Genomic DNA, 13,487 nt, shown 5'->3' on the forward strand with positions numbered 1-13,487 from the left:
TTGAGCTGCAACAAGTAAAACGCTTACCCGCTGGGCTATTAATCATTGTTATAAGTATAGAAACTAAAAACGGCATTTGCCCGTATTAGGGCAAATGCCGTTGTCAGAGTAATCCGAGCGCAAATTTTTTACTACATTTGCGCCCGTGATTTTTCTGCATCCACTTCCGCAGCATCACTGTTCTGCGGCGAATTGCTGGCCGGAGACGGTTCAGCCGAGAAGCCGCGCAGCCCAACCACATGCACGTGTTCGGTGTTCTGGAACACTTTACGCACCAGTTTATAGGTGGTGCCTTTTTCCGGGCTGATGTTCTCAGGAGCGGCGATAATCAGCTGCATTTCGAGACGGTCGCACAGTTCAAACAGCGTGGCGATGGATTTGGCGTCCAGACGAGCAGCCTCATCAAGGAACAACAAGCGACACGGAGAAATATCTTTACCGCGCAAACGCCGCGACTCCTCTTCCCAGCTCTGTACAACCATAACCAGAATCGACATCCCGGTACCGATCGCTTCACCGGTCGACAGTGCGCCACTTTCGGCACGCAGCCAGCCGTCTGAACCACGGTTAACTTCGACTTCCATCTCAAGATAGTTGCGGTAGTCGAGCAGCTCTTCACCGATAGTCTGCGGCGTACGCTGCCCCATATCGATGTGCGGATTCAGGCGCTGATAAAGTTTCGCCAGCGCTTCAGAGAAGGTCAGGCGATTGCTGTTAAACAGATCCTGATGCTGCTCATGCTGCTCTGACAGCACATCCAGCAGTGTGGAATGCGCCTCGCGCACATTGACATTAAGACGCACACTGCGAACCTGACCAAAACTGACGGCCTGCAAACCCTGGTTCAGCTGACGAATACGGTTCTGCTCACGCTGAATCGTCTTACGAATAATGTTCGATACGCTGCGTGAACTGATGGCCAGCATCTGCTCACGCGCGGTCAGCTCTTCAGTCAGGCGGTTCAGCTCAATTTCCATCTGCTCGATGGCTTCCACCGGATCGTCAGTGCGGATAATATCCTGACGGATGCGCTCGCGCAGATGCTGATAAACCGCGATAAAGAACTGAATCTTACGTTCCGGGCGCTTCGGATCTTCCGACAGGCGCAGCACGTCACGCAGATGCTCGTTATCAGCCACCGCCAGACGCAGCGCACCCAACGCCTTATCCGACATTGAACGCAGCTCGTCGCCACCGAGGTAGGCCAGCTCACGCCGATGCAGACGGCGCTCGACACCGTTGTCCTTCACCATGCGCATAACCGCACACCATCCGGCTTTTGCCGACACCACCTGCTCACGATTCTGGTGGTAGTCACGCTCCAGGCGGCGCAGTTTTTTCTGCAAGGCATCCATTTCTGCTTCACAAAACGTCAGCTGTTTCTCCAGCTGATTACGACGCGCGCGGTTATTACTTAATGCGCTGTACAGCTCATCACGTCGGAGTCGCGCGCGCTCTTCCGCGCTGGCATCAGCCTGCACACCGATATCCTGCATCTCCTGATGCAACTCTTTCAGCATGTCACGCTTGGCGTCATATGAGCTTTTCAGCGAGGCCAGCAACTGGGAATACTGGGTCAGTTGGGCCTGATGCTGGCGCAGCTGATCACGCGCACGCGCACGTTCAGACTCCGCCTGCTCCAGACGCTGACGCAGTTTCTCATTCAGATCGCTGTTACCGGTCAGCATGCCGGCGGAATCAACATAGCCAAAGTGGGCGCGACGCTGCGTCACTTCGGTTAAGGCAAACGCCTGCTGACGCGCATCACGCTGAATCTGCTGCGCCTGCTGATAATCAGCTTTCAGCTGTTCGTGCTGCTCCGGGTCGCTTTGCAATACGGATACGATCGGCTCCAGCCGCGTCAGGCTGTTGCCATGCTGCTGGATAAAGCGCGAGGCTTCATGCGCTTCGTCGAGACGCTCACGAATCTCTTCACAGCGATCCTGAAGCGTGTCATCGGTCAGCAGGGTCACGCGTGGCAGCAGACGGTTCAGCTGTGACACGCCCTCTTTCGCCAGCTCGTACTGCTGACGCTGCTGCTGATTGTCATTTTCATGGCTGTTCAGCGCACGTTCAATTTCGGTGCGACGACCATTCAGCTGGCGAATCTGTGCTTCCGGATCGGCCTCAAACGCCACCGCCAGGTGACTGCCGATAAAGCGGCTGAATGACTGATGCAGACGCTGCGTTTTCTGTACGTCAAATGAGAGCGTGGCGTAAGTCTCCGCCAGCTGTTCGCGCTCGGCATGCAGCAGTTCCAGCTGGTTTTCACGTGCCGCACGGCCAAACAGCGGGACTTTCGGGAAACGCGAGTAACGCCACTGGCGTTCGGCAACCTTCACCACCACCGCTTTTTCCAGCTCTTCCACGCTGAACACGCTGTCATCAAAGGACTGCGGATCCCCTTCGATCAGGTAGAGATCTTCCGGGCACTCTTCCAGCCCATCCAGCTGCTCACGCACCCGCGACAGATCCGGCACCACGATAGCGTGGCGTGACGGGCCATACAGCGCCGAGAAGTAAGGTGCATCGTCGAGGGTAACGTCATCGTAAATTTCGGACAGCAGCACGCCGCCGAAACGCTCGGCGAGGTTATTCAGGCGTGCATCTTCCGCACCGCCTGGCTGACTCAGCCTTTCGATCTGTTTCTCAATATCACGTTTACGCGCGGCAACTTCGTCGCGTTCCACGGTGGTTTCGCGTTCACGCTCCAGCAGTTGCTGCATAAACTCGGTGACCTGCTGGCTGTTTTCCAGCGGCTGACCGGTCTGCTCGCTAAGCTGAGTCAGAATCTCCTGCGCGGCCAGCCAGTGCGGTGCACGCGCCGTCAGGTTATTAATGCGTTCACGCAGCTGATCCAGCTCCTGACGCATCATCATACGGCGTTCACCGGCATCGGAGACGCTCTGCGACAGCTGCTCGATCTGCGCTTCCAGCTCACGCTGTAACGACTCCAGCTCGTGGGCGTCGTACTGCTGCCCCTGACGTTTGCAGAACTCATTCAGCAAACGCTCGGCATCCTGCTGCTCGCGCAGGCGTTGCTCCATCTCACTCAGGCGCATCCGCAGCGATTGTAGCTGCTCCGCATGATGGCGCTGGTTGGCCGCATCGCGCAGCAACTCGCGACCCGTTTGCCAGGCTTCGCTACGGCTTACCGGTCCGGCAATTTTATTGACCAGTTCGAAAGCCTGCTCAAACTGGCTGTGCGCGGCAGCCGCCACGCTCATTTTCTGTTCCAGCATTAACAGCTTGTCGGTGGCTTCCTGCTCTTTCGCCTGGAAGGTGTCCAGCCACTCTTCCGCATTATCGACCGACAGTTCCGGCAGGCGACAGACTTCCTGCGCACGCTGTAACGCCTGCAACGCCTGTTGATACTGAATCGCCCGGGTTTGCTGCACATCAAGCGCCTGCTGGTAATCGGCCAGCTGGCTTTTCAGCTCATCGACTTCAAGTTCGGCGGCTTCGGCGCGGGCTTCGTTCTCTTCCTGCACCTCGCGCGCTTCTGCGACTACCTCATTCTGCTCTTCCAGACGATAAGTCAGCTCATCGAGGTCGGCTTCATAGCGCTCGATTTTTTCCTGCTGACGCATCGCGGTTTGCACCAGATTAAGGTGGTCGCTGGCACCCTGATAATCGGTTTCCAGATCGCTTTCCGCACCGTTGTGCTCGGCCAGCTCACGCGCCATTTCGATATGACGGTACTGCTCTGCGCCCAGCTGTTTGCGGCTGGTAAACAGATCGTTACGCAGCGCCAGTGCGCCATCAAGATGAATGCGGCGCTCGTTAGCATGGCGCATATAGTCTGCCGCCACATAGTTAGTGGCTTCAGAGATCAGGTGCTTAAACAGGTCGCGGTCGGATTGCGTCACACGAATCGCTTCCAGCGTCATGCGGTTTTCGCGCAGCGCCGCTTCCATATCCTGGAAGGCTTTACGCACGCCGCTGTTTTCCGGCAGCAGATAGTCGCGCAGAGAGCGGGTAATGGCGCTGGAGATACCGCCGTACAGCGAGGCCTCAATCAGACGGTAATATTTGCTGCGGTCGCCCGCAGAACGCAGACGACGCGCCACGATGCCCAGATCGAACATCAGCGAGTGATAGTCGATAATCGAGTTAAATTGTTTGAACTGCACGCCTTCAATCGCCTCGAGGCGATCTTTCAGTTCGTTCAGCGGCAGCACGCGTGCCTGACGTTCATTCAGCGTTTCAGTCAGAATTTCCGTCGGGTTCATCGACGATGGCAGGCCATGAATACTGAATGGCTTGATATCGACCTTTTTGTCACGACCGGCAACCTGTTGCAGACGCACACCAACAATCACGCGCTGATGGCGCGAGTTCACCACGTCCAGCGTGGAATAACAGACGCCGGCACGCAACTTACCGTGCAGACCTTTATCACGCGAACCTGAAGTTGCGCCCGCTTCGGTGGTGTTGCGGAAGTGCAGCAAGGTCAGATCGGGGATCAATGCCGTAATAAAGGCCGCCATGGTGGTGGATTTACCCGCACCATTGCCGCCCGACAGCGTGGTGACCAGCTCGTCGAGATCGAAGGTACGCGCAAAGAAGCCGTTCCAGTTAATCAGCGTCAGCGAGCGAAATTTTCCGCGTTCAATCATGCCTGTTCATCCTCCGCATTGTCTGACGTATTGCCGTCTGCATCGTTATCGTTTTCATCGGCTTCATCATTTTGCGCCGTACCGGTGTCGATCGGCATCGCTTCACCGTCACGAATCATCCGCAACTGCGCGTCGCGCGGATCGTCGCCGCTGCGCACATCGGCACCAAAGCGGAAGACAGATTCGTTGATACGAAACTTGGTGCTGTCGTTCCCCATAAACCACACCATACCCAGACGGCGCAGGCGGTTTAATGAGGCACGCGTTTTTTCCTGGAGTTTCTGACGATCGAGATCGGAACCGGTGGAACGCTGGTTAACCAGCTTCAGCAGTTTGTTTTCATCCGCCAGACTCAGCAGCTCGTCATACAGCTCCTGCTGGGTAAAAATACCCTCATTGGCCAGGCGCTCCGGGCTGAGATAGAGATAGCAGAGGATCTTGCCTACCATCATATCCAGCTCAGACAGTACCGAACGCGGGATCAAGGTGGTGGAGCGCGGACGTAAATAGAAGAAACCTTCCGGCGCGCGAATTAACTCGACGTTATAGCGCGCGTAAAACTCTTCCAGAAACTCCTGATAGTCCATCAGGAAAGCATGATTATCCAGTTCTTCAATGCCGATATGACGCCCGGCACGCAACTGGCTGTCCAGCGCCGGGAAAATCGGGTTAGCCAGGGCCTGGGCCAGCTTAACCGGCATCACTTGTTCAATATTTGTCGATGACATGTGCCTGCACCTTGGCTCCGTAATCATTAATGACCTGCCATTCTGCTGGCAAGCCTGAGAAATCTGCTTCGGCCACGCCTAAACGCACGGCCTGATCGACAACAATCCGCGCCACGTCGAAATGACGGGCCCGTGGATATTGCGCCAGATAATCGCGCATTACCGCGCCTAAATTGAGCGGTTTTTGCTGCGCTTTGTAAATCTGCAACGCTTCTTCAATCATCGCTGCAAGCTGCTCACGAATTTCATTAAATTCTTCGTATTCCAGTTCCGAAGGCAGCTCACCAGTGACCTCTTCGCTGCGCAGCGTCAACTCTTCGTCACGCATATCATACAGACGGTCGGCATTGGCATACGTCAGCGCCCATGGATTGTCGAAATAGTTCTGTACCGACTGACGCAAACGCTGAGCAAACACCCGGTTTTTATCCATATCGATGGCGGTACGAATAAATTTGTGCACATGGCGGTCGTAGCCAATCCACAGATCAATTGCCTGCTGCCCCCAACTGATAATGCGGTCGAGTTTGTTTTGCAGGTCGAAGACCAGCTTATCGACAAAGCCGAGATCCGGGCTGCTCATGGTGGCATCCTGAATACGCAGCAGATTAGCCTGCAACTTATCGCCCGCCGCTTCCAGCGTATCCTGCAATTCACGCAGCGTGCCGGAGGTTTCCGACAGTAGCAGTTCACAGCTGGAGATTGCCGCACGCCAGTCCTGGTTCAGCAGTTGCGCGATGTCATCTTTCACCGCCTGCTGCTGCTCATCCATGATGCGCTGTGTCATATCAATACTGTCGAAAATCTCCGCCACGGAATATTTCAGCGGGGCAAAGACATTACGATGCCAGTGAAATTCATCGCCATCTTCATCGGCAGCATCTGCCGCACGCTTCAGCTCCTGCGCGACAATCGACAGCTGCATCGACAGGCGTAATGTGGAGAACTCGCGCTGACGGATATAGTAGTCGGTAATGCCGATGGCCAGCGGCGTCAGACGATAGATGGCATTGCCTTCAGAAATTTCGCTGGTAAAGCGGTTAAGCAGACGCTGACGCACCATATCATTAATGGCGTTATTGGCACGCACCAGCACGGTTTCATGGGTTTGTTCGAAGGCTTTGCTGACATGGCGAAACGCGTCGATCAGTTCGCCTTCACTCATTTCACCGTCCATGCGCTCGCCGTTAAGGGTGGCAATGGCCAGCAAAAATGCCAGACGTTCGGTCGGTAATGAGACGGAAAAATCGTTTTTTCGCGCCCAGGCAACCAGTTCCGGTACAGTCTGGGAAAATTCACTCATAGTTCGTCCTTCTGAATGGGTTTCCGCGCTGTGACGTGGATATAACGCCCTAAACTTAAAAATGGTTCCTGCCGGCAATAACGTTGCTCCATTGCCAGCACTTCCTCGAATCTTTCGCTCTGCTTCTCTTTATCGCGCATATAGTCATGGAAAACGCGGATTCCCGCCCGCTGCTCGATGACAAATCCGAGCTGCTTTAACCAGCCATACACCTGATCCGGATCGCGCGGATAATCAGGCGATAAGGTTTTCCTTTTGCGCTTACGCAAGTCGGCCTGCAGATAGCCAAAGTTACCGAGTGTCAGCGTGCGCAGGGTTAAGCCATGCAAATTGTAAAACATCAGCGACAATACGCCACCAGGTGCCAGCGTATCATACAGCGCTGCCAGAACCTCTTGTGGCTGCGCCACCCACTCCAGCACAGCGTGAAACAATACCAGATCAACCGGCTTATCCAAATGTTGGCCAACCTGCTGGGCGCTAATTTGTTTGAATTGCATGTTATCGCTCACACCTTTTTCTTCGGCATGAGCCCGTGCACGCTGTAACATTTCGCCGGACAGATCGCACAGCAGCACCTGATGTCCGCGCGCAGCGAGGCCACAACCGGTTTGCCCTTCGCCGCCGCCGGCATCCAGTACCGAAAGCGGACGCTGTGGCAGCGTAGTTAATAACGCCTCAAGCTCCTGCCACAAGATGGCCTGACGGATACGCCCTTTGGTGGTACCGTAAATGTTTTGCGAGAATTTCTCAGCGATATCATCAAAGTTACGATCCTGCATGGCTCGGCTCCGCGGTTACTGCCGTTAAGTAAACGGCTATTTTGGCATACACTGGCAGAGAATGAACCTTTCACTCATCGCTTCGCTTTTAGATGATGTTTTTTCGGACAAAAGGAGTCCGTTTTAATGCTTTTCACCGTTAAAAAAGTGGTTGGCGGCCTGCTGCTGCCCTTGCCTTTCCTGCTTGCCGTTATGGCAATCGGCATTTTTCTGCTCTGGTTCAGTCGCTGGCAGAAAACCGGCAAAATTATACTCTCTTCTGCCTGGTTAATCCTGCTGTTAATCAGCTTACAACCGGTGGCCGATCGGCTGCTGAAACCGCTTGAAAACCCTTATCCGACGTGGAATGGCGGCCAGAAAGTGGATTACGTGGTGGTACTCGGTGGCGGCTATACCTGGAACCCGGAATGGGCGCCCGGCTCTAATCTGATCAATAACAGTTTGCCGCGGCTGGTGGAAGGCGTGCGCCAGTGGCGCGACAATCCAGGGTCGAAAATGATTTTTACCGGCTACGCGGCACAGGGTAATCCGGTCAGTACCGCTGAAGCCGGGGCGCGGGTAGCCAAAACCTTAGGTGTGCCGGATGAGGCGATTATCAGGCTGGAGAAACCGGTAGATACGGAAGAAGAGGCGCAGGAAGTGAAACGGGCCATTGGCAACCAGCCGTTCCTGTTGGTGACCTCGGCGAACCATATGCGCCGGGCGATGAACTTCTTCCATGCGCAGGGACTGACGCCAATCGCGGCGCCGGCTAATCAGATGGCGATTGATTCACCGTTAAACTGGTGGGAACAAGTGCTGCCTTCCCCGCTATATCTCGGCCATAGCGATCGCGCGTGGTATGAGTCACTGGGGTTGGTATGGCAATGGCTGAAAGGCGATAAGGTGCAGGAATAATGCAGGGAGCCGTTTTCGGCTCCCGTCCTGAGGGAATGCGGCGTGCACCCCCCCGGCACGGGCGGCGAGAACACCGCCCATGCCGAAGATATTACTGCATCGCCTCGCGGACCCGCTGCAAATCTTCCGCCGTATCCACGCCGACGCTTGGGACGGCTTGCGCCACATCGACGTGAATTTTTTCGCCATACCACAGCACTCTGAGCTGTTCTAACAGTTCAATTTGCTCCAGCTGGCTCGGTTCCCAGGTGACATAGCGGCGGATAAAACCGGCGCGATAGGCATAGAGACCGATATGGCGCAGGAAAGTATCACCAATGGTGTCACGTGATTTGGCAAAACGCTCGCGATCCCAGGGAACAGGCGCACGGGAGAAATAGAGCGCGTAACCCTGCGCATCCATCACCACTTTGACCGCGTTGGGATTAAACGCCTCTTCAGCGCTGTCAATCGGCACCGCCAGCGTCGCCATTCCGGCGGATGCGCGTGTCAGATTCTCCGCAACCTGGCGAATAATCACCGGGGGGATCAACGGTTCATCACCCTGCACATTGACGATTACCGTATCATCAGAAAACCGATAATGATCGATCACTTCCGCCAGTCGTTCGGTACCGGATTGATGATCGGCACGCGTCATACAGACTTCGCCACCGGCAGCTTGCACTGCCGCAGCGACATCGGGATGATCGGTGGCGACAATAACACGGTCAGCACCCGATTCCAGCGCCCGCTCCATCACGTGGATTACCATTGGTTTACCATGGATATCCACCAACGGTTTACCGGGTAAACGTGTCGATGCAAAGCGCGCCGGTATAATGGCCACAAAACTCATGGATGGGTCTCTTCCAGCGTCATGGTACGCGCTTCAACCTCCAGCAGCACCGGAATACCGTCGCGTACCGGGTAGGCCAGACCATCTGGCTTGCAGATCAGTTCTTGCTGTTCTTTGTTGTAGTAGAGTTTGCCGTTACAGACTGGGCAAGCCACAATTTCGAGTAAACGGTGATCCATGGTTCCTCCGTAATGGACCCGATTTCATCAGGAATCCAAGCATATCACAGCCAGCTGGTGAGCGGTTATTGCCAGTGGTATCGATCGCCTGGTTCCGCCGCAAAGTGCTCATTCACAACGCCAGCCACGCCCCCAGCAAGCGCTGAGATCGGCCGGGGCGTGATCAACAACTATCTGATTAGCCCCTTGCCAGCGGGCAAAGTCATTTAACGTGCGGGTCAGATCGCGAACCAGTGTTGCGCTAACCGTCACTCCGGCCTCCAGCCACAGCCCTTTAATTTGCAGTATCTGCTCTTTACGCTGCATTTTGGCATCCAGCCGCCCTTTTAACCCGCCACGATGTAAGATGGGTAACACAAAATAACCAAATTTGCGTTTGGCTTCTGGCGTGTAGCATTCAATCCGGTAATCGAAGTTAAACAGCTCCAGCGCACGACGACGATCCCAGACGACCGGGTCAAATGGCGATAACAGCGCGCTGGCCGTCGCCCGAAGTGGCTGCTCCAGCAGCGGCAGAAGACGGTGATGGAGATACATCGCGCCGAGTTTTTCCACATTTACTGCCACCACCTCGCCGCGCTCCAGCGCCTGTGCTAACAGCGGCTTAACCGGCGCACGTTTCAGGCGATAGTAATCTGCCAGCCATTCAGCACGGAAAATCCCAAGGCTCTGCATGCTGTTTCGCAGCATCTGCTGCACCGCTTCTGGCTCGCTAAGCATATGCAAATCATCATCCCAGTCCGGCATTACCCGTCGACGCAGATCATAGACGCGCTGAAAATTACGCCGTTCAGTCACCATCACTTCACCGGCGGTAAACAGGTTTTCCAGGTGGCGCTTATGGGGTTTCCATGACCACCAGCCTGGCTTATGGGCGGCTGCGCTGGCGAAGTCAGCCGAACGTACCGGCCCTTGCTGCTCGATATGCAGTATCAGTTGCTGAATGTCCTGCTGATGCTGCTGCATCCAGTCGGCATTGTATTTCCAGCCCAAACTGGCTGGCGTCAGCATGCGGTGGCGCAGTAATTTGTAATCTTCGGTGGGGATAAAACAGGCTTCATGCGCCCAGTACTCGAACAATTTGCCTTCGGCCAGCGTCATCTCCAGCCACTCGGGCGAAAACGCGCCCAGTCGGCTAAACAGCACCAGATAAGGACTGCGCGCCACCACATGAATGGTATCAATTTGCAGCAGCGACATGTGGCGGATAGCTGCCGCCACATCATCATATTGCGCCTTACGCGGTGGAGACCTGAGCAGGTTCTGGGCTGCCAGATGCAGTTTGCGGGCAGTTTTAAGCGAGAGTTCAGTGACTGGCATCATGGCATCCTGAATCAGCAGATGCCTTCAGTTTAGCGGCTAAATATCCGCTGCCGAAAGTTTTACCGACAAAGAGATTGAATTTTATCAAGCAGTTCGGCGGCGGGTGCCGCAGTCAGCTGCGCATCAACCGGCAGATACCACCAGTTATCCTGAGCAAAGTGGCGACATTTTACCGCGTCTTTTTCCGTCATCATCAATGCCTGATTTGCCGTGGTCAGCGCGCGCAACTCCGCTTCGCTGTACGCCTGATGGTCGGCAAAAGCCAGCTGTTTAACCGGCGTGATTCCCTGCTGCACAAGCGTATTGAAAAAGCGCGGCGGGTGACCAATTCCGGCCATCGCGACCACCTGATCAAACGCCGCCAGCGGTTGCGACTGGCCGGTTTTCAGGTTAATCGCCGCACCCGGTTGCAGCTGCATGGCAATCTCATTACCGCTGGCGCGGCCACCATTGACGATCACCGCATCGACACTGTTCAGGCGTCCGGCGCGTTCACGCATCGGTCCTGCCGGTAGCCACCAGCCGTTACCAAAGCGACGCTCGCCATCCACCACCACAATTTCGAAATCACGCGCCAGCGCATAATGTTGCAGGCCATCGTCGGTAATGATCACATCGATATTACCGCCCGCCTGCAAAGCCTGAACCGCCTCACTGCGCACCGGCGAAACCGCCACCGGCGCACGGGTGCGCTGAAAAATTAACACCGGTTCATCACCGGCTTGCGCAGTGGTGGTGGTGGCATCCAGCAGCAACGGGTAGCGTTCTGCCTTACCGCCGTATCCGCGAGACACCACACCGACGCGCAGGCCCTGACGTTGCAGAGCTTCCACCAGCCAAATTACTACCGGCGTTTTACCATTACCACCGGCGGTCAGATTTCCTACCACCACCACCGGAACGGAGGCGCGCCACACTTTACGCCAGCCAAGCTGATAACTCAGACGGATGCCGTTGCTGATCAGCCCATACAGCCAGCTAAACGGCAACAGCAGCAGCCAGAGTGGCGAACGTCCGCTCCAGATACGCTCAATCATTGACCAAACTGCATCTTATGCAACTGAGCGTAGGCACCTTTCTCGTTCAGCAGCTGCTCATGGGAGCCACGCTCAACAATACATCCATCTTCCACCACCACAATTTCATCGGCTTTTTCGATGGTTGACAGACGGTGAGCGATCACCAGCGAAGTACGGTTTTTCTGTAGCTCATCCAGCGCCGACTGAATCGCACGTTCTGACTCGGTATCCAGTGCTGAAGTCGCTTCGTCGAGGATCAGAATCGGACTGTCGCGCAGCAGAGCACGGGCAATGGCAATACGCTGACGTTGGCCACCAGAAAGCAGCACGCCATTTTCACCAATCACCGTATCAAGACCGTTGTCCATTTTGCTGATAAAGTCCATCGCGTGCGCCATGGTCGCCGCTTTTTCAATCTGTTCACGGCTATACTCATCGCTGCGTGCATAGGCGATGTTATTGGCGATGGTGTCATTAAACAGATGGACGTTTTGCGACACCAGCCCAACCTGATTACGCAATGAACTCAGGGTATATTCACGCAGATCGTGACCATCCATCAGGATTTCGCCCTGCTGAATATCATAAAAACGCGTCAGCAGGCTGGCCATGGTCGATTTACCCGAACCAGAACGCCCCACCAGTGCCACCGTTTTACCGGCCGGAATGGCTAAATTGATATTGCGTAACGCCGGGTTTTCGCGTCCCGGATAGGTGAAGGTCACGTTGCGGAATTCAATATCCCCTTTAGCGCGTTCAATCTGACGCTTCCCGGTATCCACTTCCTGCTCGCTATCCAGAATCGAGAACAGCGTCTGACAGGCCGCCATACCGCGCTGGAACTGTGCGTTGACGTTAGTCAGTGACTTCAGCGGACGCATCAGCGCCACCATTGAGGAAAACACCACGGTAATGGTACCGGCCGTTAACGTCTCCATTACGCTCGGAAAGCTGGCCGCATACAGCACAAATGCCAGTGCCATTGAAGCGATCAGCTGAATGATAGGATCGGAAATCGACGATGCGGAAACCAGCTTCATACCGTGCTGGCGCATTTTATTGCTGACCGTTGCAAAGCGATTGCTTTCGATTTCCTGACCACCAAAGATCAGCACTTCTTTATGCCCTTTGAGCATCTGCTCTGCGCTGGTGGTCACTTCACCCATGGTGTTCTGCATATTCTTGCTGATATTACGAAAACGCTTTGAAACCTGACGTATCGCAAAGGAGACAATCGGTGCCAGCACAATCAGAATCAGCGACAGCTGCCAGCTGTAGTAGAACATCATGATAAACAGACCAATAATCGATGCCCCTTCACGCACTACGGTAACCAGTGCACTGGAAGAGGAGGAGGCAACCTGCTCTGAGTCGTAGGTGATACGCGACAGCAAGGTACCCGTCGATTGTTGATCGAAGAAGGAGACCGGCATCCCCATCATATGGCTGAACAGGCGACGACGCATATTCATCACCACGTTGCCGGAAACCCATGAGATGCAGTAACTGGAAATAAATCCAGAAACACCACGCATCAGCATCAGGCCAATCACGGCCAGTGGCATCCACATCAGCACGGAGCTATCCGATTTACCAAAACCATCATCGAGTAAAGGTTTCAGCAGTGACAACATTAAGGTATCGCCAGCCGCGTTAACGATCAGTGCAATCGCTGCCACCACCAAACCTGCTTTGTGCGGCGCGATCATCGGCCAGAGGCGACGGAATGTCTGCCATGTCGAGAGATCTTTATCCAGATGCATTATATAACCAGCTTTAGACTTAAGTAGCCGCTCATT

Annotated in this window: 10 protein-coding genes; 1 reads left to right on the forward strand and 9 read right to left on the reverse strand. The window is 55.0% G+C overall.

From position 1 onward, the window contains the following. Nucleotides 1–131: 131 nt before the first annotated feature. Genes mukB through cmoM form a run of 4 tightly spaced genes read right to left on the reverse strand, consistent with a single transcriptional unit; the run spans nt 132 to nt 7,432 of the window. On the reverse strand, nt 132–4,619 hold the full coding sequence (mukB, locus tag NG42_RS00105) for a chromosome partition protein MukB (protein WP_052896521.1): 4,488 nt from the start codon (nt 4,617–4,619) through the stop codon (nt 132–134). Further along, on the reverse strand, nt 4,616–5,347 hold the full coding sequence (gene mukE / locus NG42_RS00110; protein WP_052896522.1) for a chromosome partition protein MukE: 732 nt from the start codon (nt 5,345–5,347) through the stop codon (nt 4,616–4,618). The genes mukB and mukE overlap by 4 nt, the downstream gene beginning before the upstream one ends. Beyond that, nucleotides 5,328–6,650 (reverse strand): chromosome partition protein MukF, encoded by a 1,323-nt coding sequence (gene mukF, locus NG42_RS00115; RefSeq protein WP_052896523.1) that lies wholly within the window; start codon nt 6,648–6,650, stop codon nt 5,328–5,330. The genes mukE and mukF overlap by 20 nt, the downstream gene beginning before the upstream one ends. Then, nucleotides 6,647–7,432 (reverse strand): tRNA uridine 5-oxyacetic acid(34) methyltransferase CmoM, encoded by a 786-nt coding sequence (gene cmoM, locus NG42_RS00120; RefSeq protein WP_052896524.1) that lies wholly within the window; start codon nt 7,430–7,432, stop codon nt 6,647–6,649. The genes mukF and cmoM overlap by 4 nt, the downstream gene beginning before the upstream one ends. 126 nt (nt 7,433–7,558) lie before the next feature. Here cmoM and elyC point away from each other — a divergent pair, with 126 nt between their 5' ends. After that, the gene (gene elyC, locus NG42_RS00125) at nt 7,559–8,329 is read left to right on the forward strand and encodes an envelope biogenesis factor ElyC (RefSeq protein WP_052896525.1); all 771 of its coding nucleotides are present in this window, start codon (nt 7,559–7,561) and stop codon (nt 8,327–8,329) included. A 91-nt stretch (nt 8,330–8,420) separates the two neighbouring features. Here the strand turns inward: elyC and kdsB are convergent, their stop codons facing one another. The 5 genes from kdsB to msbA form a co-directional block, all read right to left on the reverse strand. Continuing rightward, nucleotides 8,421–9,167, reverse strand: coding sequence for a 3-deoxy-manno-octulosonate cytidylyltransferase (gene kdsB, locus NG42_RS00130; protein WP_052896526.1), 747 nt, complete (start codon nt 9,165–9,167; stop codon nt 8,421–8,423). Next, nucleotides 9,164–9,346 carry a Trm112 family protein gene (locus NG42_RS00135; protein ID WP_052896527.1) on the reverse strand — a complete coding sequence of 61 codons (183 nt, stop codon included), beginning with the start codon at nt 9,344–9,346 and terminating at the stop codon, nt 9,164–9,166. Before NG42_RS00135 ends, kdsB begins: the two co-directional genes overlap by 4 nt. Before the next feature lie 108 nt (nt 9,347–9,454). Then, nucleotides 9,455–10,666: a winged helix-turn-helix domain-containing protein gene (locus NG42_RS00140; RefSeq protein WP_156321993.1), complete on the reverse strand. Its 1,212-nt coding sequence runs from the start codon at nt 10,664–10,666 to the stop codon at nt 9,455–9,457. A 62-nt stretch (nt 10,667–10,728) separates the two neighbouring features. Next, nucleotides 10,729–11,706: a tetraacyldisaccharide 4'-kinase gene (lpxK, locus tag NG42_RS00145; protein WP_052896529.1), complete on the reverse strand. Its 978-nt coding sequence runs from the start codon at nt 11,704–11,706 to the stop codon at nt 10,729–10,731. Beyond that, nucleotides 11,703–13,451, reverse strand: a complete 1,749-nt coding sequence (msbA, locus tag NG42_RS00150) for a lipid A ABC transporter ATP-binding protein/permease MsbA (RefSeq protein WP_052896530.1) — start codon at nt 13,449–13,451, stop codon at nt 11,703–11,705. Before msbA ends, lpxK begins: the two co-directional genes overlap by 4 nt. Nucleotides 13,452–13,487: the final 36 nt, after the last annotated feature.

The organism is Winslowiella iniecta (genome assembly GCF_001267535.1).
GTDB lineage: Bacteria > Pseudomonadota > Gammaproteobacteria > Enterobacterales > Enterobacteriaceae > Erwinia > Erwinia iniecta.